This window comes from Nostoc sp. FACHB-110 (genome assembly GCF_014697425.1).
GTDB lineage: Bacteria > Cyanobacteriota > Cyanobacteriia > Cyanobacteriales > Nostocaceae > Nostoc_B.
In genome coordinates, this window is the sequence record NZ_JACJRU010000023.1 from 88523 (window position 1) to 109198 (window position 20676).

General features: G+C 39.9%; 19 protein-coding genes and 2 pseudogenes. 6 read left to right on the forward strand and 15 right to left on the reverse strand.

The features are described 5' to 3' along the window. Positions 1 to 175 precede the first annotated feature (175 nt). Together H6G69_RS20185 and H6G69_RS20190 are read right to left on the reverse strand one after the other, a co-directional pair. Positions 176 to 898, reverse strand: a complete 723-nt coding sequence (locus H6G69_RS20185) for a pyridoxine 5'-phosphate synthase (protein ID WP_190690908.1) — start codon at positions 896 to 898, stop codon at positions 176 to 178. A gap of 177 nt (positions 899 to 1075) precedes the next feature. Further along, positions 1076 to 1276: pseudogene (locus H6G69_RS20190) on the reverse strand (transposase); the annotation flags it as partial. A gap of 313 nt (positions 1277 to 1589) precedes the next feature. Here H6G69_RS20190 and H6G69_RS20195 point away from each other — a divergent pair. The 5 genes from H6G69_RS20195 (at position 1590) to coaBC (ending at position 11068) form a co-directional block, all read left to right on the forward strand. Further along, positions 1590 to 4781, forward strand: coding sequence for a hypothetical protein (locus H6G69_RS20195; RefSeq protein ID WP_190690909.1), 3192 nt, complete (start codon positions 1590 to 1592; stop codon positions 4779 to 4781). Continuing rightward, positions 4781 to 8743: a helicase-related protein gene (locus tag H6G69_RS20200; RefSeq protein ID WP_190690910.1), complete on the forward strand. Its 3963-nt coding sequence runs from the start codon at positions 4781 to 4783 to the stop codon at positions 8741 to 8743. The genes H6G69_RS20195 and H6G69_RS20200 overlap by 1 nt, the downstream gene beginning before the upstream one ends. Next, positions 8730 to 9407 (forward strand): alpha/beta hydrolase, encoded by a 678-nt coding sequence (locus tag H6G69_RS20205; RefSeq protein ID WP_242072122.1) that lies wholly within the window; start codon positions 8730 to 8732, stop codon positions 9405 to 9407. Before H6G69_RS20200 ends, H6G69_RS20205 begins: the two co-directional genes overlap by 14 nt. A 153-nt stretch (positions 9408 to 9560) precedes the next feature. Continuing rightward, positions 9561 to 9773, forward strand: a complete 213-nt coding sequence (locus tag H6G69_RS20210) for a DUF2555 domain-containing protein (protein ID WP_190690911.1) — start codon at positions 9561 to 9563, stop codon at positions 9771 to 9773. Positions 9774 to 9835: 62 nt separating this feature from the next. Continuing rightward, on the forward strand, positions 9836 to 11068 hold the full coding sequence (gene coaBC, locus H6G69_RS20215) for a bifunctional phosphopantothenoylcysteine decarboxylase/phosphopantothenate--cysteine ligase CoaBC (protein ID WP_190690912.1): 1233 nt from the start codon (positions 9836 to 9838) through the stop codon (positions 11066 to 11068). A gap of 92 nt (positions 11069 to 11160) precedes the next feature. On the opposite strand, the gene H6G69_RS20220 is transcribed toward coaBC, so the two are convergent. Next, a complete protein-coding gene (locus H6G69_RS20220; RefSeq protein ID WP_190690913.1) occupies positions 11161 to 11784 on the reverse strand; it encodes a class I SAM-dependent methyltransferase in 624 nt (207 codons plus the stop codon). Between the two features lie 93 nt (positions 11785 to 11877). On the opposite strand from H6G69_RS20220, the gene hemH reads away from it, so the two are divergent. Continuing rightward, the gene (gene hemH / locus H6G69_RS20225; RefSeq protein ID WP_190690914.1) at positions 11878 to 13044 is read left to right on the forward strand and encodes a ferrochelatase; all 1167 of its coding nucleotides are present in this window, start codon (positions 11878 to 11880) and stop codon (positions 13042 to 13044) included. A gap of 210 nt (positions 13045 to 13254) precedes the next feature. On the opposite strand, the gene H6G69_RS20230 is transcribed toward hemH, so the two are convergent. From H6G69_RS20230 to H6G69_RS20285, 12 genes and pseudogenes are all read right to left on the reverse strand, one after another. Further along, entirely contained in the window at positions 13255 to 13431 is a 177-nt protein-coding gene (locus H6G69_RS20230; RefSeq protein WP_190690915.1) for a hypothetical protein, read from the reverse strand. 247 nt (positions 13432 to 13678) lie between these two features. After that, positions 13679 to 14221, reverse strand: a complete 543-nt coding sequence (locus H6G69_RS20235) for a DUF4126 domain-containing protein (RefSeq protein ID WP_190690916.1) — start codon at positions 14219 to 14221, stop codon at positions 13679 to 13681. 139 nt (positions 14222 to 14360) lie between these two features. Continuing rightward, on the reverse strand, positions 14361 to 15656 hold the full coding sequence (purB, locus tag H6G69_RS20240; RefSeq protein WP_190690917.1) for an adenylosuccinate lyase: 1296 nt from the start codon (positions 15654 to 15656) through the stop codon (positions 14361 to 14363). 143 nt (positions 15657 to 15799) lie between these two features. Beyond that, the gene (locus H6G69_RS20245) at positions 15800 to 16333 is read right to left on the reverse strand and encodes a DUF421 domain-containing protein (RefSeq protein WP_190690918.1); all 534 of its coding nucleotides are present in this window, start codon (positions 16331 to 16333) and stop codon (positions 15800 to 15802) included. 143 nt (positions 16334 to 16476) lie between these two features. Then, positions 16477 to 17409, reverse strand: coding sequence for a YihY/virulence factor BrkB family protein (locus H6G69_RS20250; protein WP_190690919.1), 933 nt, complete (start codon positions 17407 to 17409; stop codon positions 16477 to 16479). Between the two features lie 198 nt (positions 17410 to 17607). Next, a complete protein-coding gene (locus tag H6G69_RS20255) occupies positions 17608 to 17877 on the reverse strand; it encodes a hypothetical protein (RefSeq protein WP_190690920.1) in 270 nt (89 codons plus the stop codon). Then, entirely contained in the window at positions 17874 to 18092 is a 219-nt protein-coding gene (locus H6G69_RS20260) for a hypothetical protein (RefSeq protein WP_190690921.1), read from the reverse strand. The genes H6G69_RS20255 and H6G69_RS20260 overlap by 4 nt, the downstream gene beginning before the upstream one ends. A 221-nt stretch (positions 18093 to 18313) precedes the next feature. Next, positions 18314 to 19258 (reverse strand): hypothetical protein, encoded by a 945-nt coding sequence (locus H6G69_RS20265; protein ID WP_190690922.1) that lies wholly within the window; start codon positions 19256 to 19258, stop codon positions 18314 to 18316. Between the two features lie 50 nt (positions 19259 to 19308). Continuing rightward, a pseudogene (locus H6G69_RS20270) lies at positions 19309 to 19491 on the reverse strand (hypothetical protein); the annotation flags it as partial. 9 nt (positions 19492 to 19500) lie between these two features. After that, positions 19501 to 20064, reverse strand: coding sequence for a Uma2 family endonuclease (locus H6G69_RS20275; protein ID WP_190690924.1), 564 nt, complete (start codon positions 20062 to 20064; stop codon positions 19501 to 19503). Positions 20065 to 20077: 13 nt separating this feature from the next. Next, positions 20078 to 20299, reverse strand: a complete 222-nt coding sequence (locus H6G69_RS34000; RefSeq protein WP_190592818.1) for a type II toxin-antitoxin system HicA family toxin — start codon at positions 20297 to 20299, stop codon at positions 20078 to 20080. Next, entirely contained in the window at positions 20296 to 20514 is a 219-nt protein-coding gene (locus H6G69_RS20285; protein WP_199336153.1) for a type II toxin-antitoxin system HicB family antitoxin, read from the reverse strand. The genes H6G69_RS34000 and H6G69_RS20285 overlap by 4 nt, the downstream gene beginning before the upstream one ends. Between the last annotated feature and the right edge of the window lie 162 nt (positions 20515 to 20676).

Consider the following 20676-nt stretch of genomic DNA (forward strand, 5'->3'; position numbering starts at 1 on the left):
AAAGTCTAAATTGAAAATTTAACCAACAAAGCTGAAGGTTGAAGAGGCTGAAAACACTTATTTCCTACTTCACACTTCATACTTTTTTCTGGATTTCGCAGTTACAACCCCTCTAATGTCAGTTATCAGTTGTCAGTGAACAGTTATCAATAACAAACTGATAACTGATAACTGTTCACTGATTCCCTTGTATTGCTTGTTTCATCTCTCGGACTGCTCTTTCTATGCCGACTAGGGCTGCCCGACTGATGATAGTATGACCGATGTTGAGTTCTTCCATTCCAGGTAGGGCGGCGACTGGATGAACGTTCCAGTACGTGAGTCCATGACCAGCATTTACCCGCAGTCCGGCTTTAATTGCTTGTTCGCACCCTGTAGCCAAAATCGCTAGTTCTTTGTGTCGGCTGGTTTCATCATGGGCTTCAGCATACTGGCCAGTGTGCAGTTCAATAAATTTTGCCTGCACCTTGACAGATGCTTCAATTTGTGCAGGTTCCGCGTCGATAAACAAACTGACAGGAATGCCAGCACTCTGCAATTTATCGACAATCTCTCCTATTCTAGCAATTTGCCCAACGATATCGAGTCCGCCTTCTGTGGTGACTTCTTCGCGCTTTTCTGGCACTAGAGTGACATAATCTGGTTTAATGTCAAGTGCGATCGCTAGCATTTCTTCTGTAGCAGCCATCTCCAAATTAAGATGTGTTCTCACTGTTTGCCGCAGTAAACGCACATCTCGGTCTTGGATATGCCGCCTGTCTTCCCGCAAATGTACTGTAATTCCATCTGCACCCCCTAGTTCTGCCAGCACAGCTGCCGCCACAGGGTCTGGTTCCACCGTCCGCCGCGCTTGCCGGATGGTAGCGATATGGTCAATGTTAACTCCGAGTGTAGGCAACCCTAGTCTCCCGATTCACAGTCCTCCGAACTTGATTTTAGCGGAAATCGGGGTTGAAAATAGAGGTTAGGGGTTATAGCTTAGGGGCTAGAGATAAGAAATAGTGATGCTCTCCCACTCTTGTCTCCTTGATCAACTAGCTTCAACCTGAATCCTGACCTTTTTATTAACTACCCAGCAAAATACACCATACGCTGTAACTACTAAAATTCCATTTTCAACTTTCCCTAAATTTCCTATATACTGCCTCTTTACATAATCTGTTGATGTTCCCTTTTGCTTATCTCCTGTTTCATCGATAATGAGAATGATTTGTCTGCCTCTTAAAAATTTAAGAATTAGCTCTAACCTTAAAGCTCTTAACTTCTCTATATCCCAAGGTGATGTAAGTAGGTCGGCGTAAATAATCAATGTTGGGATAAGGCAGGGAGCAGGGGGCAGGGAGCAGAGGGAGAAAGAGTTTGAGCATTATTTACTTTTCTTCACACAGTTTGGTTTTACTGCAAGTCCCTTACTTAGTCAGAAAATGATGTAAACCTGCTGATTATTTAAATTTTTATTAACCTAAAACATAATATCTTGACAAATTATACACAGTTAAGATACTAAGAATATGGATTCCATTTGCTGAAACTGTAAGTTTCTAGCAGATGTAGCAGTTGTAAGACTGACAATTACAAAGGAAATAATTATGCCTTCACAAGGTAGTGGTGCTCACGTTGAACCGCGTTCACTCAAGCCTTCTATTGACCTCGCTACAGTCATAGAATTGCTTGCTCAGGCTATTTCTCCCAGCAGTAATCAGGGAAATACTAACCAGCTAAGTCCTAAAGGGATGCAGTTGTTTGAATTTGATAACAAACAAAATAAACGTCTGAGAATACGTACTTCAGCCGTAATGCATCGCCTATTTACACAACCTAAGTTTAAAGAGGCTTTTAACCCTACTAGTGGTAGTGGATTTATTCAAAATTTATCGATGCCGGCAAATGGTAATAGGTCGCGTGTTGGCGGTTGTTTGAGTGATGGCAATGCGACAAAGTTACCAGGTGCAATAGACAGATTAATGGCTGCTGTTGACGAGGCACTAAATCATGCTGTGACTTCCGATAACTTATTATCGACATTGCTGTTAGATGACTCTGATAAACAACTCAAACAGCTTGCACAAAAAGCAGGTACACGTTTCCAGAATATGCCTAACACTGGCAACCTCGTACCTATAGCTTTTCAATCTGGAGATGCTAAGGATAACAAGTCTTTGGCAACAGTTATTTCTGCACGCGAACGAGTCGAAAATACTGATTATTTTGAGCAAATGAGCAGTGCTGCGGCACAATATTTGAAAGACGAACGAGACAATGATGAAGATGATGTTGATTCATCGATCGCAACTTTAGAAGAGGAAAAAAATCGATACGATAGCCAAATTCAGCGTTTTTTAAATTTTATAGACGATGAAGCATTGTCACGAGTCCGATTAACAATTAGCTTTCGGATTATGGAAGCGATCGCAGAAAATGCCAAATCAACTAGCGAACTAGATTACCAACTGTTGGCAGAATATGTCAATCGAATACTCATTTTAGTGACATCGGCTCAAGAAGAGGACTATACATTTGATTTAACGGCTCATTTTGGTAGTGCAATTGAATTCGACTTGGCTGATGAACTCAGTAAAGCAACTTTTTATTATTGTCTAGCTGTTTGGCCTGAGTGGAAAACTCAAATTTTTGAGAAAAAGACTGACAATCAAGTTGAGCGTAAAGTATGTTATCGTTTTCGGGTCAACGGAGACAACCCAGAATCAGGTAAACCTGCTTTTGAAGTACGAATTGAGAAAATCAAAGACTATTTACTTAGTGATGATGAAGATTCCTTACAAAAACCTTGGGAGCTTCGTCGTCGTTTAGCTCAACTCATTTTTTTGGCGGTCGTTGTTCCTAAAAAAGATGAAGCCTCGCTAACTAAAGAATCACTAACCGATGTGGTGAATGAACTCCGAGCAAATTTTCAATCTCAGGGTAAAGACGCTATTCGCCAGACTTTAGATGAATTAAAAGAACGCTCTGAGTCAATGAAGTTGATTGCCAAAGCACTGACGAAAGTATTGCGAGATAAGAGCCAAAAAGTCATATCCCAAGTTAAAAATCACTCTTCACAACAATTTATCTGTGTTAAAAACAGCATTATTAATTGGGATCGGCTAGAAGGAGCAACACCAGGTGTAAGAAAGTTGCTTGTAGAGCCACAACAAAATTCCAGCGAACAGGTTGAATGGTTTAAACACATTCAAATTTGTGATCAACCAGCAAAATCTCTATTTTCAGTTAAGGTTACTACTGAGCTTTCGGAATATGACTTAATCACTAAAGGCGCAAACAGCCAAATAACAGCCAAGCGTTTATTGTCGCAGAAACTCCTCCAAGTTTGTTGGGTTCCTTGTTCCTTGAAAAAGGAAAACAATATATGGACTTACAAACTCTCTGAAAATGCACCGCAAGCAAGAGAATGGCTACTATCATCTGCAATTAATATTGAATACGATGTTGAAACTGTGAAGCGGCGAGCAAATACAAAAAACGCTGAGGAAAATAAGCAGTATCATGCAGCCGCCGTCACTGCCTTTGCTGTGCTAGTTTATTGCTGCTTATGGAAAATTATTACACGATTGCAAAAACGTGGTCAGAAGGAAAAATTGGTTGACTTTACAACCTTAATGCTGCGACTACAAGAAACAGGAAAACAACTAGGTGAAGATAAAGACAAGAGTGGCGATGCTTATGTTTACGCAGCCGCCCAAACCTTGGAAGCCATACTAGGCGAAGATATCCCTATCCGAATGCAGGGACTTATCTTAGAAAATCTGGTGAAACAATCCAAAACAAACCAAGATTTTATTAAATCTGGTACTTTTAAAGCCTTATTAAGTGCATTTCCACTTTGTATCAGTTGCCCAAATTCCGATTCTGTTCCCAAGATTGGTTTAATTTCCTACGCCAGTCGCCCCTGTAATGAGGGTAATTTTCCTAATGATGAAGAAAAGGCCTATCTTTTTCTCACTCAGAGTTATGTTGCAACATCTGTTAATGAACCTTTTATAGGTTATGAACTGAAAAGAGAACGGATGCAGTCTGATGTGCTTGATTCTCCGGAACAATTGAAAACGCAACGTCTAGTTCAAGAAGAAATTCGTCATCTCAAAGCCCAAGGATGTCAGCACATTATTTTATTAGCTCATGCCTATGGAGATCGCCGCATTAATCGAGCCGCAGATTACAATTCTTCTTTAATTCCTACAGAGTTTTTAGAAGAAGTCTTTCAAACATTTCCTGATATCAATATTTACCCAATGGTGCGGGATGTATTTCCGGCTACACGCTTGCGCGATCGCGGATACAATGAAGCAGCATTTGAAATTGTGCAAGCTGAAGACCATACAAGTTTTTGGAGTTCTGTTGCTACTTCTGAAGATTTCCGTGATTTTATTCCGGTTTATACCTTTGCTACACTTTATGCTATTCAAGCAGAAGAACGCATACAATCTGGTTTCTGCATTTATTTTCTAGTTTCGGATACCAAAGTTCGCAGCCTTAACTCGATTCAACGCGCTCGTCAGCATTTGATCAATCCTGATTTAGATTCTCCTATTCATCCCTGCTTACTATCTGTACTGAGAGGCCTGCATTTTATTGAAGCTGAACGAGGTGCGAATAAAGCGGGTCAACTCATCCCAGTGCTAGACCCATTTAGTTGGATATCCCCTAATACAGTTGAAGAGGCTGGTGAAGTCAAAGTTCTTCATACCCGCCGCAAAGGACAGGTATTACTTAATTATCGCGCTGTACTTACCCACGTTTCTCAAGTTCTGCACAGGAAATAATGGAATTATCTTTTTTAGAACAAGCCTCTATTTGGGGGCAGGTATTTGAAATTGCTGTCAAACGCGGTGTTTTACAACAGTTAATTCACCAAAATCTACTGTTGCAAGATAATAAGGTTTTCCAGCTTTGGCAATCTCACAAAAATAAAGATATCTCCCAACAATTGGTAAAAGCATTCAAACTGACAGATGCTAATACTAAAGAATGGGTAGAAACAATGCTGCGTCATCTGTTGGTACTCGGCTATGGTTTAGGTTGGACAGCGATGCGTGAGTGTCTCAACCACAGCCAAATTAGAAAACCTAAACTAAAAGCAATTTGGTGTCCGTTGACATTTCCAGGACAGCAAATGCAACGGGATGAAGAAAAAGAAGCGACAGCAAAAGCATTTCAAGAAACTTTCAAAATACTAAGGAAACCAGATGAGAACTTAGTCAACCGAGGACAACCAGCCAGAGCCGATTTTATTTTATGGTTGTCTAATGAATATATCCCCCACAGAAACACACAAGAAGAGGAAGTAATATTCTCTAAAGACTTTAAAAAAGACTTCTCCCAGCCACAAGATTTAAAACGCAAAAAAATTGAGAACTTAATTATCTGCTTGGAATTCTCGTATAACGCACCCATAAAATTTGCAGATTTTCAACATGAAACGCCTCATCAAGAAGAAATGAGCCGCTATGCGCGTTACATGGAATCACGAGGAGTCTTCTCTAGAGTTTGTGCAGAGGTTGAGGGTGAAGAATTTTCAATTTCTAAAAGGTTAGAAAGTTTTCTTTCTGCATTTAGCGGTCAAGATAAACCTTTATTTAAGCTTTGTCAGGCATCATCTTATACAGATCGTCTGATTCATGTCTTACGCAAGCATCAACTATTAGAAGGAAGTTGTCATACTAGAGCAATGGCTGTGACATCCAATGGTATTGAAAGTCTTGCTGCTCATTTTTGGGGTGTAGAACCAGAACCAGATACTAGAGCCGAGTTAATGAAATCATTGGGACAAGCATATTGCAAGGCTGAACATTCAGAGAACGATGAGCCACTTTATTTAGATGGAGAGATTCGTAAAGTATTCAAGCGGCTTTTGAACGGGCTACCCTCTGCGTTGAAAGCGCAAGCAAAGTCTCTAGCTGAAAACCCAACGCTCGGTCAATACTCCCATTTTCTCTTTCAGGAGAATGTGACCGAATTCTACAACCCAATGGATGAAATTAGCAAGGCTCTTGCGATCGCATCTATTGAAGACCACGACGCATTACACGAGTTTTTTGCAGGCAACCCAACTACACAAATTGCTAACTTTGTCAACGACATCAATCCCAATCAAGAAACAATTCCTCTGCGAAAAGTACACGAAGCCGCAGTTTTTGCTGGAGTGAGTGCTGCTCAAGTCGGTAAAATTAACGTCCTAGCGTTAGAAGGAAATCCGGGTATTGGTAAAACTACTGCTGTAATGAAATTTCTCAAGCAGCAAAAAGAGCAGGATCGAGGTTTTTTATTTTTGTATCTCAGTCCACGAGTTGTAATTAATCGAGATGTCACCGACAAACTTGCTAGAGAAAACGAGCAACCCACGGGGATATTAACCATCACCAGTAATAAAAATTTGATTGATGCCGCTCCCGAATGGTATAAAAAACAAGTTCAGCAAAACAATTTTCCACCTCACAATATTGATAGTGCTGTTGTTGTTGATGGTATTGCAAACCTCACACGTCCTCCTAGCAATATCTTCTTCCTAACCCCAGAACAAGAACATGATATTACTTGCAACGAAGTAGGCTCGAATAAGATTAAACGCCGCCTTAACGAAAGAGATTACAGCATAGAATCTCTTTACAGTCCTGGTGTATTGGGTACGATAGCAAAATCAGCCCAAGTATTGCTCAAAGCTAACCCCCAATTGAAACAGCTGGTAATGACTGCCGCCATTCAAGGTTATCGAACACTCAGCGATCAATCAACCACAGTTAATGCCTTCAGCAATTTGTTTGTACACAAAGATGCCAGTAAGAAGCTTGCAAAGAAGGAACGTTCAGATTTTGCAGCCCGGATTCCTACTATAGTTGTCATGGTGGATGAACTCGCTGGTGATGGTGCAGGAGCGCCCTTTGTGCGTAAGTTAGCAGAATGGTTAGAACAGCAATTTATTAAACCATTTGATACAGATCAATCTCCATTTAAAATCGTGCTGATTCTGGCTGATGCTTCACTCAGCAATGAAGTTGTGTTGGATAGCTTTTTGAACTCAGGCGATCGCGCTCCTGATAAAGTTTTAATTAGTCAAAGTCTAGGTGAAGCTCCGTTTCGGGTAACAGGGACTTCTACAAAAATTGGCCCTAGAAGATACCCAACGCTACACGTCATGACAAATAGCTACCCCGCCAGTAAACTCACCATTGATTACAGTATTAGGTTGTCTCCTATTAAACCAGGTCAAAATAGTGACGGTACAGAGCAGACAATTAGACAAGCAATTCGAGAAAAATCAGAAGAAGAAACCCTAACAAATGCCTACTTAGAAATCAAAGATGGGTTAAACAAGGGAGCAGAGCAGTTGATTTTCTTTGCTCAGGATAAAGCTTTTCTACGTCAGTTACAAGAGAAATTGACCAGTGGTAAAGAAGCTCTGCTAAAAAGGGGAGAAGTGGAGGTCTTGGATCAAAGTGTATCACCTGATAAACGATTGGAATTAGTAAAGCCGCCACGACGGGATGAAGTTCGAGTTTTCTTGATGACTTCTTCAGGTGCAAGAGGTGTTTCTTTCCCCAAAACTGATTGCATCATAGCTGCAATTCCCCGATTTAATATTGAAGCCGCTTTAATGGAAGTCGCACAATTAATTTACCGAGGACGAGGAATGTATACACATCCAGAAACCGGAATAGAAGTTTCTGGAGATGACAAAGATAGACGCTTAGTCATGCTTATTAATGATTTCATCATTGAACGAGAAGATATTGACCCTAAAAGACTATGGTTGCGTCAGTCCAGTGATTTATTAACTTTGCTGGTAATGTTACGCTCTACAATTCTTACCCGCATTAAAGGTGATGCAGGACTGAATAAAAATAGAATTGCATTTGTACCCGTTGGTTCTGTTGGGGATGAAGAATTATTGCGTTTGATGTCTGATGATTTATTAGATTTCTTGCGTGAAGCCAAAGTTTTTATTAGTGATAGTCATCCTCAAGACGCAAAAGCAATTGTCAAAAAGGCGGAACAGTTATCTACAAGCATCTTTAAACATTTTGATTTGAAAGGTCAATCATCAGAAAAAAATGCTAAGTCTTATGCAAATTATCAAACTTTACAAGCTTTAGTTAAATCTGCCTCTAGGCCTCAGAGTTCTTTATTGCCATCTTTAGATAATGATGCCCTAGAGATACCTGATAGTCTAACTTGTATAGGCCCTTTCTGGATAGAAGATTGGAGCGATCGCAAAACTGAAGAAATATTTAGCTTTGAAGCATGGAAAGCTGATATTAAACAAAATAGCAGTCGTCTTTTAGGATCACTAAAAGAAATTGCTGACAGCAAGAAATTCAAATTTCCCTCAAAACTCAAACGTCCAGCTAACGAATTATATAAGCTCTTAAGTCGGGAACAAGAAGGATTTGTGATTGAATCTTCTACAATTCAAGCGTTGAAAACCAGAAATATAGTGATTGGCTTACCTCTAGACTATCCCCATTTCTGGAATGAACAATCAGAAGATGACACCCGCCAACAAGTATTACAAGATCCGCAAGCTTGGAGAAGTGCGCTAGGACGTTCTCTAACTCCTCAAGGCTTAGTCATACCCGTAGTGCCTCACTATCGCACATTTCCTTGGGTAGCTGTGGCAGGTAGACGGATTTTTACGCAATTAGAAACAGTTTTTAGCGATCGCTATTTTATGGCATCCAATGAACTAAATCTTCTCAATACCATTCTGCTAGAAGATGAAGCAGAGTAAAATTCTTAGACAATTGAGAAGAGTTGATTTTAGGAGCAAGCTTCTGTCTTTACAATTTATCAATGTCCCCCCAGCTAATTCTCAACCCCCCGTTGGCTTAATTGTCGCTTTGCACGGTTGGGGTGCAAATGCTGAGGATGTCGCATCTTTATTACCTTATTTCCAGTTACCGAATTACCAGTTTGTGTTTCCCAATGCACCATATCCTCATCCTTATTCTTCTGTGGGTAAGGCTTGGTATGACTTGCGAAATGAGAATATGTATCAAGGTTTATCCGAAAGTCGGCAATTACTCACCGACTTTTTGCAATCTTTAGAAAGCAGCACTGCTGTACCTTTATCACGGACGATTTTGTGTGGCTTTTCGCAAGGTGGGGCGATGACTTTAGAAGTGGGGTTAAAGTTACCCCTAGCTGGTTTAGTGGTGATGAGTGGATATTTACATCCTGATGCAGTACCAACAGAACAAAAAGAAATTCCGCCGACTTTGGTTATGCACGGTACTCAAGATGAAGTTGTGCCATTACAAGCAGCTATCAGAACACGGGAAACCTTGCAGTCTCTAAGTTTTACAGTAGATTACCGGGAATTTGCGGCGGGGCATGAAATTAATCTGCAAATGTTAGAAGCGTTACGAAATTTTGTTTTAACGACAATTGCGTAGCCTTAAATACAAATTTTTTACAATTATGGTAAAAATCATGCAAATTTTTACGAAACAAATGCCGTCTAATGAGTAATATAGATTGGGTGGTTGCGTCAAGCGCAACTTTACCCAAGCTGGATGCGAATGCTGCATAAGGGAGGGGCAAGCATTATGAAGACTCTTGGCATTTCCAGAACAGAAATTGCTGCCATGACCGCAGCAGATGTGGAAGATTTAGCTACTCGTCTGGAACTTGATAATTATAGCAATGCTTTTGAAGGTTTGAACGATTGGCATCTACTCCGAGCGATCGCCTTTCAGCGTCCAGAATTAGTGGAACCCTATATCTACCTCTTAGATTTAGAACCTTACGATGAAGCTTAGATGAAGTATGAAGTATGAAGTGTGAAGTGTGAAAATAACTTCAGCCTTCATATTTTTTTCTGATGTCTAATCTTCAGTCCTCAAGTGAAATTCGCAATAACAGGGTTCTTGTTTGTGTAGGCGGCGGTATCGCCGCCTATAAAGTTTGTGAGGTGGTTTCGACGCTGTTTAAAAGTGGTGTGGAAGTGAAAGTTATTCTCACCCGTTCAGCACAAGAATTTATTACACCTTTAACTTTAGCTACTCTCTCCCGTCACCCTGCCTATACAGATAATGATTTTTGGCAACCAACTCACTCCCGTCCGTTGCATATTGAGTTGGGAGAATGGGCAGATTTAATCGTAATTGCGCCTTTAACAGCGAATACATTAGCTAAGTTAACCTACGGAATGGCAGATAATTTGCTGACGAATACAGTATTAGCTTCGACTTGTCCTGTATTGTTGGCGCCTGCGATGAATACGGATATGTGGGAACAGTTGACGGTGCAGCGCAATTGGCAGCAGTTGTTAATAGACAGTCGCTATCATGGGATGAGTACAGCATCGGGCTTACTGGCGTGCGATCGCGTCGGTGCTGGTAGAATGGCTGAACCACCAGAAATTGTCACCCGTGTTCATTCTTTATTACATACTGGCGGTAAGCGAGATTTAGTCGGTAAACGCATATTAATTAGTACTGGGGGAACGCGGGAATATCTCGACCCAGTAAGATTTATTGGTAATCCTTCTACGGGTAAGATGGGTTTGGCGTTGGCACAAGCCGCTTTGCATCGTGGTGCAAATGTGACTTTAGTACATGGTGTAGCTAGTTGGGATGTACCTTTAGGTGTGCAAGCTATACCTGTGATTTCAGCCGAGGAAATGCAGCAGGTAATGTTGGAATATTTACCGAATGCTGATGTGATTATCATGTCGGCAGCTGTGGCTGATGTCAAGCCTAAAGATTATAGTAGCGAGAAATTGCCCAAGCGATCGCTCCCCCAAGCATTACCTTTAGAACCTGTACCTGATATCGTTGCCCAACTAGCACAACTCAAACAAGCACATCAGTTATTAATTGGTTTTGCTGCACAGACTGGAGATATCATCACACCTGCAAAAGAAAAGTTGCAGTCTAAGAAATTAGATGTGATTGTTGCTAATCCTATAGATCAACCGGATAGTGGTTTTGGAAGTAACAACAATCAAGCCATATTCTTAGATGGGCAAGGTCATAAATTAGAAATTGCCCATTGTTCTAAGTTGGAAATGGCGCATCATCTGTTTGATTTTGTGATGAGTCGAGATGCTTGATGATGTTTTTCCAATCAATGATGGAGAACAAGAATTTTATTTTCTCGCGCAAAGGCGCAAAGGCGCAAAGAGTTAGAGAACGTTTTAGGCGGTTATTTTTTTGCTTGAATTACTTGTAAGCTACCGCCTGCATATAATTGCGTCTTCTCTACTTTGAAGCCAATTTCCTTTAATAACTCTGGTAAATCGGTTTTAATTAACTCCCAAGCTGTTTCTGTTTCAAATAATAGTAAAAACACTGATACACCAGTCCAAAATATGGGATTATTCGGTGCATGAAAATCTACTAATGTAAAAACTCCGCCTGGTTTTAGGACTCGATAAACTTCTTGCAGAATTTGTCTTAATTGTTCAGTGTGCATTTCATGTAATGCGGCACTGGTATGTACCACATCAAAAGAATTCTCGGTAAAGGGTATATTTTCGGCAAAGGCCTCTATATATGAGGCTTCGGGAACGTTTTGTCTAGCCCTTTGCAAAGATTTTGGTGAGGCATCTAATCCTGTTACATTTTGTGACATTTTTACTAAAAACTGTGTAGATTGCCCACTGCCACAACATAAATCTAAGACCTGAGTATCTGAATGAATTGTTAAGCCTTGTAAGGCAAGTTGACGAAAACGGCTTTCTCCACCGACGCTGATAGCTGCTACGCGGGAAATAGCATCATATAACCATTGATAGCGGTAACTTAAATCTCGTAAAATTGTGGCCATTGCACCGTTCCTGACTGTTAAGCTTTATATTTAATAAAGATATATTGTTAACATTAGTAAAAAATCTGAAAAGGTTGGGGGAAAATAACTGCTATGGGTCGTGTAGGCGTTTTATTACTCAATCTCGGTGGCCCCGATAAATTAGAGGACGTTGGGCCATTTTTGTTCAATTTATTTTCTGATCCCGAAATCATTCGCCTACCATTTCGCTGGTTGCAAAGACCCTTAGCTTGGTTTATTGCCTCCCGGCGCGTGAAAACATCCCAAGAAAATTATAAACAAATTGGTGGTGGTTCTCCCTTGCGGCGAATTACCGAAGCCCAAGGCGAAGCTTTAAGAGAACAGTTGAGTGATTTGGGTAAAGAGGCTAACATCTATGTGGGTATGCGATATTGGCATCCTTACACAGAAGAAGCGATCGCCCAGCTTACCCAAGATGAAATTGATAAGCTGGTAATTCTGCCCCTTTATCCGCAATTTTCTATCAGTACCAGTGGTTCTAGCTTCCGGTTATTAGAAAAACTTTGGCAAGAAGACCCCAAACTGCAAAATCTTGAATACACCGTCATTCCTTCTTGGTATAAACAGCGCAACTACCTCAAAGCAATGGCGGAACTCATCGCCCAGGAAATAGACCAATTTCCTAACCCTAATGATGTGCATATCTTCTTTAGCGCCCACGGTGTACCAAAAAGCTATGTAGAAGAAGCAGGCGATCCCTATCAGCAAGAAATTGAGGAATGCACATACTTAATTATGCAGACCCTCAACCGTCCGAATGCTCACACTTTGGCTTATCAAAGCCGTGTCGGCCCTGTAGAATGGCTACAGCCTTATACAGAAGATGCGTTGAAGGAATTGGGCGCACAAGGCGTACAAGATATCGTGGTTGTACCCATCAGTTTTGTCTCCGAACACATCGAGACACTGCAAGAAATTGATATTGAATATCGAGAAATTGCCGAAGAAGCGGGAATTCACAACTTCCGTCGCGCACCAGCACCTAATACTCACCCAGTATTCATTCGCGCCTTGGCTGATTTAGTCATTGAAGCACTGGAACAACCCAACTTCAAGCTGTCACAAGCAGCCCAAATGAAAAAAAGGGTGAAGATGTATCCCCCAGAAAGTTGGGAATGGGGTATGACTACCAGTGCAGAAGTTTGGAATGGAAGAATTGCGATGTTGGGCTTTATTGCTTTAATTATTGAACTAATTACTGGTCGTGGTTTGTTACATATGATCGGACTTTTGCAGTAATCAATTAAAAACCAATAAAAAATAAAATATAGGAGTCAGAATCAATAATTTTCTGGCTCCCAATTTTTTAGTTTTTCAATATAGTAGGTAATACTATTTCACATGAACTAGGTTGGGCTGATTTTCACCTGACTGATTATGAAAGTATTGAACGCTGGTGGGAAATCATTTTTAGTGCTTATACTATTTCACGAACAGAATCAAACAGATTCAGATAAAACCTAGATATTTTGATAAGCGATACCCAAGCCAAATCCCCAAAATGCCACCAATGACACTCAAGAATATCGATGTTAACGATAGCAAATTACCACCCCACAGTACAGGGATATAACTGCCAATTGTAGAGCCAAGAAACATCCCAATTCCGATGATGAATTTATTCATTCAAGTCATACCTCACTCAATCTCAAGTCAATTGGCTTTAAATTTAATTTGGTACTGGCAGATAGTTTATATGGCGAGAGTGGGACTAATTTCATATCTGTGTTAGAGGATGTTTTAAAAGTTAAAATTAGTCAAAAATCATGCCAGTCGTCTGACCCTAATACGAATCATAGCAATATAGATAAAGCTATTATTTTACTTACACCCCACCCCAATGAGGCTTGGTGAAGCAGTATAAGCTTTCTTGCTATATCCTATGTTTGTAACGCCAGTCATACCATTGTTTAGCACTACGAACAGCAAACCAAAGCAGTATTAAAGCAATTACTCCACCCTGCCACGGTGCATCAAAAGCAAATAATACTAAGGCAATACATAAAGTATCTTGCAAAAATGTTGCCCACAAAGGTAAGCCACGCAAGCGATAAAACCAGCCAACTTGTACAAGTTGTAATACTAAAGCCAGCAAACCACCAATTAAAGCAATTAACCAGTCAGGTGTTGCAGTTGCAGAAGCGACGGCTAAACCCATGATTGCGCCGACAATAGGAGACAACAATAACTGAACTATTTGGATAATTCTCTGTCCGAGAAGCTTTTTTGAGGCAAATAATTCTAATAAAGACCAACTAGTGAGGCAGCCTAACAATATTGGTGAAGAAATTTGAGACAAAATAGGCGTTTGCGACCACAAATTACTGCCTTGCAACAGTCCAATTATTAATAGTGGTATGCCTATTCTCATTCCTGCTGCCGCAGAAGCAGAAAGCATAGCAAGAATTTCTATCATTAGGGCAATCTATAAATAATCAAATACTTATTATTTAGATTACCCACTGTTCTGAATAATTACAGCAGATAGAAAAATTATTGTTTTTTCTTTGGCAATCTTCGCTAAGATAAACCCCCCTAAAAAAGGGGGGAAACGACTAAATATCCAGGCGTTGGTAAACTGTTTCCAAATGCTGGAGGTGATGTTTTGGGTCAAAACACTGTTCAATTTCTGCGGGTGAAAGCTTTTGGGTAACGCGCGGATCTTGACTAATTAAATGGTGGAAATTGCCTTCTGGTTTGTTCCAAGCGGTGTGTGCGCTTTGCTGCACGATCGCATAGGCTTCTTCACGGTTCATTCCCTTTTCTACTAGGGTGAGTAACACTCTTTGGCTGAAAACTACGCCACCATAGCAGTTAAGATTTCGTGCCATGTTTTCAGGATAAACCAGCAGATTTTTCACCAAATCGGTGGTTTCTACTAACATGAAATGCGTCAAAATACACGCATCTGGCAATACTACCCGTTCTACGGAACTATGAGAAATATCCCGTTCATGCCACAAAGCTACGTTTTCTAAAGTTGCACCAGCATGACTTCTGACCAATCGCGCCATCCCAGTTAACCGTTCTGAACGGATGGGGTTGCGCTTGTGGGGCATAGCACTAGAGCCTTTTTGACCTTTGGCGAAGAATTCTTCAACTTCTAAAACGTCTGTTTTTTGCAAGTTGCGAATTTCCACGGCAAACCGTTCAATAGAGGCGGCTAGTAAAGCTAATTGCTGCACGTAATCAGCATGGCGATCGCGCGAAATTACTTGAGTAGAAGCTGTATCTGCTTTCAGTCCGAGTTTTTCACAAGCGATCGCTTCTACACGCGGCTCAATATTGGCATAAGTTCCCACCGCCCCCGAAATTTTGCCAACGGCAATGGTTTGGCGCAGAATCTTTAGGCGTTCTTGGTGTCGCAATACTTCGGCTAACCAGCCAGCCAGCTTAAAGCCAAAGGTGATTGGTTCAGCATGGATGCCATGCGATCGGCCAATCATCACGGTATGCTTGTGTTCCCGTGCCTTTTGGCGAATTGCCTCAATCAAATCTTCTAGACGTTGGGATATAACATCCAGACTAGCAACTAGTTGCAGTGCTAAAGCTGTATCTAATACATCTGAACTTGTTAGACCCAAGTGAATATAACGCCCAGCCTCACCTACATATTCATTGACATTTGTCAAGAAAGCGATGACATCATGACGAACTTCTGCTTCAATTTCTAGAATCCGCTTGGGTTCAAAATTAGCCTTGGCTTTAATTTCTTCAACTGCATCAGCGGGAATGTAACCCAGTTCAGCCTGGGCTTCGCAAGCTGCGATTTCTACTTGCAGCCAGGTTTTGAACTTATAAAAGTCAGTCCACAGGTTGCCCATTTCGGGCAAGGTATAACGCTCAATCAACGTTCGCGGCAGAATACAACTGTCATATTTTACATTCTATTTTGCCTAGATATGCAATAAGGCGGGAACACGGAATAGGAAATAGGCAATACAAAGGAATTACCCGGTCAAAGTTTCTTTCTGAATATATTACCTATTAGTTTCTAATCGCCTTTTTGTTTAGCTAGAGAAGGTGTTTTTGTCTCAGTGGTGATGATACTAATACCACCATCAGCTTCCATATAAGCTAATTTCACCTCAGCCAGAAATTCAACTCCTTGCTGACGTAACTTACTCATCAACTCATCTTCTGTAATCAAAGCTTTCTCTAAATGTCGATAAATCATTTGCCCATTTTTCACCAACAGTAGAGGCGGCGGATTCAGAAATCGTTGAAATTTAGGCAGTTTATAACCCAACCAATTGAGAAAGTAACTCCAAAAAATAACTGTTCCTACCAGAATGCCACCCTCAGTAATTGATGTATAGTGGCTAGCCATTGCATTTTGGGCTGCTTCCGCAAACAGCACAACTACAAGTACATCTGTAATTCCTAAGGTTCCTATTTGTCGGCTAGGAAGCAAGCGTAGAACAGAAAATAACGCTAGATAAACTAAAGAACCTCTAATAATTAATTCAAAAATGCTGATACTAGGAATAAAAATTGCTTGCCAATCGATATAAAACCATTTATCCATGTGTGGATTTTTTCTATTGTGATGAGAAATTTAGTATATATATGCTGTTTACGCTCTTCAAACCCCTGACTTTTTGAACAGTCGGGGATATTAGATAAACAACAATCCTAGTTTGCTTTTGATTGACTACAATCATCACAACTCTAATTATTTTTGTAGTTATCTTTTAAACGCTTGCTTTTCTCATCAGTTTGACCATTATATTTAAGCGGCATAGCATTTTTTGTTGGTCTAATACCACTGCCGTATCTTCTAGCATAAACTTGCGTAAATTCAGCCCCAAAAAAGAGAATTTGGGCGGCATAATAAACCCAAGCGAGAATTACTACTAATGAACCAGCTGCTCCATAAGTGGAACCAAAACTACTATTGCCAAGATATTGCCCTAATAAATATCTGCCAAAAGAGAACAATAAAGATGTAATTGCAGCGCCAATTAAAACATCATTCCAAGTAATTTTGACATCTGGAAGGACTTTAAATATTAGCCCAAATAATATTGTAGTGATGGAAAAAGAAACTAAAAAACTAACAATTCGCCAAACAAAATCAACACCCGGTAGTAAATGGCTAAAGTAGTTGAATACCGCTGCTAATACTGTACTAATAACTAGAGAGACTAATAGTAAAAAGCCAATTCCCAACACCATTGCAAAAGATAAAGCACGCTGACGGACAACATTTTTCATCGCGCGTCCAGGTCTTGGTTGAACTTCCCAAATTGTATTTAAGGAATCTTGTAACTCAGTAAATAAACCTGTAGCACCCAAAAATAAAAGTAAAATACTAATGATAGAAGCGATCGCACCTGTTTTTGGTTGGCTAGCATTGCGGATAGCTATTTCAATAAATTCGGCTCCGTCTGGGCCGACTAAACCTTTAACTTGACCAAAAATTTCACCTCTGGCGGCTTCTTCTCCAAATACTGCACCAGCGATCGCAATTACAATAATCAATAACGGGGCAATAGAAAAAATGGTGTAATAAGCTAATGCTGCGGCTAAACGTGACGCTTTATCTTCGCTCCATTCCTGAAAAGTTTCTTGAAACAGCCGCCAAACAGCCTGTAAATTCATTTACCTAGTCTCCTTGTTGGAGGATATCGCTTTCTTCCTTGATATATTTGATACTGCTTGGCTTAATACTGACATCCTCCCCAAGATGTTTACGCTGAATCCTGAAGGAGGAATTTTAGGACTGATACCAATTCCTCTTCGTAGTACCTAATACACTAGCCTTAATAATTGATGATTTTTGGAGATCGCACTACATTGCTAAAACTGAGACAGCAGTTTGTCATACTCTGCGTGTGAACCCAGCCAAAACCAAATAATCGTATCTTCCTCTAACTGTCCAACTTCTCGACAAATTTTGCTAATTCGGGCTGAATAAATTGGTAGTTCTGGATGTACTTTTTTGAAGCGCAAACTTGGATGGTTGGGATTTTGTTTGAAAAGGCGGTATGCTTCACGGGTTTGCTCTTGAATTTGCTCAGGTAGATCACCAAATGCTTGCCGAAACTGAGTCGTTATACGTGATTTCAAAATTTATCTGGATCTAATTCTTGAGTTTTGCCTTTACGATATTCAGCTATCGCCTCAGATGCAAGTTTGGCAAGTAAATCTGGAGACTTGGCAAAAGCTTCATCCCAACGGCGTTCATCTTCTAGTTCTTCTAGAATTATGGCTGCGATCGCATCTTGCTCATCAGCAGGTAAGTTTTTCAATCGAGATATAGCGTATTCTAGTAACTCACTCATAGTTGTCTATCGTTACGAAAGTTCTACTATTAATTATCTCTGTTGAGTTTTCTTTAGGAAAATGAGAGCAAGGCGATCGCTTACAGGTAGTTTACACGCTTGTTCCTTAAGCTCTGGCAAAGACATACGAAAACACCTAACAGAGGTTAGACATCAATTTTAGTACATTACGTATAACACGGGAAAATGCTCTGGTAACAATAGAACTGATTGCTTTACACTTACTTTGCAACATTTTTCTCTTGTCTTTCCAGATGAAGTATCAGACGCATAAAGTTACCAGTCAGATAAATCATAAACTCTACTTCATCTAGAGAAAAGGCTTCATTGTGTTTAACAGCACCATTTTGATAATTCAGATATGTACTTAATAATTTTTCATATAAATTGACTACTTCCTTATGTAAGCCTTTAGCATTGAGCCAAGGTAGAATAACATTCTTTTGATTCTCCAAGGACTTGTCGCTCTTCAAAATACTTTTCAGAAGTTGCTCAAGTGCAAAGCGTAGATTGTCAAGCAAATTTCTGTATTGGCTTGTTTCACCACTTTGATAAATTCTTAGTGCAGTTTCAAAATGTTTAGCGACCTTGGGATAATCTTCAAGTCCAGCAAGTACACAATCGATAATACCCTTATCCAAAAATGGATCACCATAAGGATAAATAATTACTTGCCTACCTTTTTTGGCAATTTGAAAACTAACATTGGGTGTTAATATAGACAACTTCCTAATTCCTTCTACTATATTAGAAACCATCTCTTGTGTTTCATCATATTCTTTTTCTATTGCCCAGAAAAGAAACTGTAAAACTGTAGCTAGTTCTTGTGAATCGTTACAACCCTTAACACACACATATATGTTTGTATCGCCAAATCCACTTGGTGTATGTTCAAAACCATCAGAATAATAAGGTAAATTTTTGATTACATTCAATGTTTGCCTAGCAACGATTTGAGACTTTTTTACATGAGGTTCATCAGCTTTATGAAGCTTCAACATTTCAATAAAGTATTTATCAACATTTGAATTTACAGCTATGTACTCCCCCATTGATTTATCGAGAAGTGTAATTAGTCTATTTTTAAAGTTTAAAAATTGTTCTTCATAAGAAAAGTCAATATTCCAGCGTTTGTAATGATTTTTTAAGCGTTTTTCAATTTGCATACTGAGATTCTGAAGTTAATAATTGAATATTATAATAATAATTATTTATAGTTAATCACACCTTCATTCTGCCAATAAGCAACAAGTTCTGCGCCTGTCTTTGGTGGATTTAATAAAACTTGCCGGACAGTAAGAACACGAAGAATATATTCAGAAAGAGTCAAATTAAGTTGAGAAGCTTCATTACAAAGCTCTTTTTCTAGGTCTGGTGGTAAATCAAGATGAATATTCATGTTCACTTTCTACTCTAATAGCCAACCGAATAAATCACCTACAGTAAGCTGTAACTCACTAGCAAAAGATGGCACAGGAAGTAACTGTTCTGACTTATCAAATAACTCTGGTGGCTGGTTTGAGAAATATACAAATACTACTCTTTCATTTGGGTCAATCAGCCAACCCATTTGAGTGCAATGCTTCAAAGAATGCAATATTTTAGCAATGACTTTAGTTTGACTTTGCTCAGGAGAAAGGATTTCAATTATCCAATCGGGTGCTAATGCAAAAACATTTGCTACACCCCCATTTTCATTTCGAGGAATTCTTTCCCAAAGAAACACAGATACATCTGGAACAATAGCACGTCCAGCAAAAATGCAGCGCAACTCTGGAAATGCACGCGCAATTTTCTGCGGCTTAGTGACTCCATTAATGGTAATAATCAGTTCACCTTGAATTGTGCTGTGTTCACCCTGTGGCATGGGTTTCTGAATAATTTGAGCATCAATGTATTCACTAGCAGGTTTAGTTTCTGGTAGTTTGAGAAACTCCTCTAATGTCAAATTTTTGGATGGTGTCTGTACCATTGGAAACTCTATCCTAAAGTAATGCGATAAACTCCTCTACACTTAAATCAATATCTCGAATAATCGCCCTCAAAGTTCCTTTAGCTAACTCTTGATGATCAGGAACAACAACTTGAGCAAATGGCTCATCTCGACGCATAATAATGTGACTGCTTTCTCTTCGTTTTTGGTAGAAGCCAATTTTTTCTAGAGCTTTGACACATTCTTGTCCTGAAATGCTGGGTAGCTTACTCACAAAACCACCAGAAATGTTTCAAAGTTTTCTTCTGGGATAGGTAAGCCATCTTCTTGGAGAGCTGAAATATAACCGGCGATCGCCTCTTTGATATTCAAAAGAGCTTCCTCTTTCGTTTTACCTTGGCTAACGCAACCTTTGAGGCTGGGACACTCTACAATCCAGTAGCCATCTTCGTCCCGATACATGATTACTTGCCTGATATTTTGGCTCATGTTTACAAGCTATGTATAGTCACTTCTAAATTTTATCGTTAACCAAGAGTAAGTACTGGCAGAAAGCAGGATTATAAACTGAACTACACGCTATTTAAACAATAGCTGCTTCTGCTTAGATGTTCAGAGGCTTGCCGTAGGCATCGCACCTTACATTCTCCC

What these genes read in the sequence shown, in the direction of transcription:
- H6G69_RS20245 (WP_190690918.1), bottom strand. Translation starts at nt 16,333, where the DNA reads ATGGATAAATGGTTTTATATCGATTGGCAAGCAATTTTTATTCCTAGT.
- H6G69_RS20260 (WP_190690921.1), bottom strand. Translation starts at nt 18,092, where the DNA reads ATGAGTGAGTTACTAGAATACGCTATATCTCGATTGAAAAACTTACCT.
- H6G69_RS20250 (WP_190690919.1), bottom strand. Translation starts at nt 17,409, where the DNA reads ATGAATTTACAGGCTGTTTGGCGGCTGTTTCAAGAAACTTTTCAGGAA.
- coaBC (WP_190690912.1), top strand. Translation starts at nt 9,836, where the DNA reads ATGTCTAATCTTCAGTCCTCAAGTGAAATTCGCAATAACAGGGTTCTT.
- H6G69_RS20195 (WP_190690909.1), top strand. Translation starts at nt 1,590, where the DNA reads ATGCCTTCACAAGGTAGTGGTGCTCACGTTGAACCGCGTTCACTCAAG.
- H6G69_RS20265 (WP_190690922.1), bottom strand. Translation starts at nt 19,258, where the DNA reads ATGCAAATTGAAAAACGCTTAAAAAATCATTACAAACGCTGGAATATT.
- H6G69_RS20205 (WP_242072122.1), top strand. Translation starts at nt 8,730, where the DNA reads ATGAAGCAGAGTAAAATTCTTAGACAATTGAGAAGAGTTGATTTTAGG.
- H6G69_RS20220 (WP_190690913.1), bottom strand. Translation starts at nt 11,784, where the DNA reads ATGGCCACAATTTTACGAGATTTAAGTTACCGCTATCAATGGTTATAT.
- hemH (WP_190690914.1), top strand. Translation starts at nt 11,878, where the DNA reads ATGGGTCGTGTAGGCGTTTTATTACTCAATCTCGGTGGCCCCGATAAA.
- H6G69_RS20230 (WP_190690915.1), bottom strand. Translation starts at nt 13,431, where the DNA reads ATGAATAAATTCATCATCGGAATTGGGATGTTTCTTGGCTCTACAATT.
- H6G69_RS20210 (WP_190690911.1), top strand. Translation starts at nt 9,561, where the DNA reads ATGAAGACTCTTGGCATTTCCAGAACAGAAATTGCTGCCATGACCGCA.
- H6G69_RS20285 (WP_199336153.1), bottom strand. Translation starts at nt 20,514, where the DNA reads ATGAGCCAAAATATCAGGCAAGTAATCATGTATCGGGACGAAGATGGC.
- H6G69_RS20235 (WP_190690916.1), bottom strand. Translation starts at nt 14,221, where the DNA reads ATGATAGAAATTCTTGCTATGCTTTCTGCTTCTGCGGCAGCAGGAATG.
- H6G69_RS20275 (WP_190690924.1), bottom strand. Translation starts at nt 20,064, where the DNA reads ATGGTACAGACACCATCCAAAAATTTGACATTAGAGGAGTTTCTCAAA.
- H6G69_RS20200 (WP_190690910.1), top strand. Translation starts at nt 4,781, where the DNA reads ATGGAATTATCTTTTTTAGAACAAGCCTCTATTTGGGGGCAGGTATTT.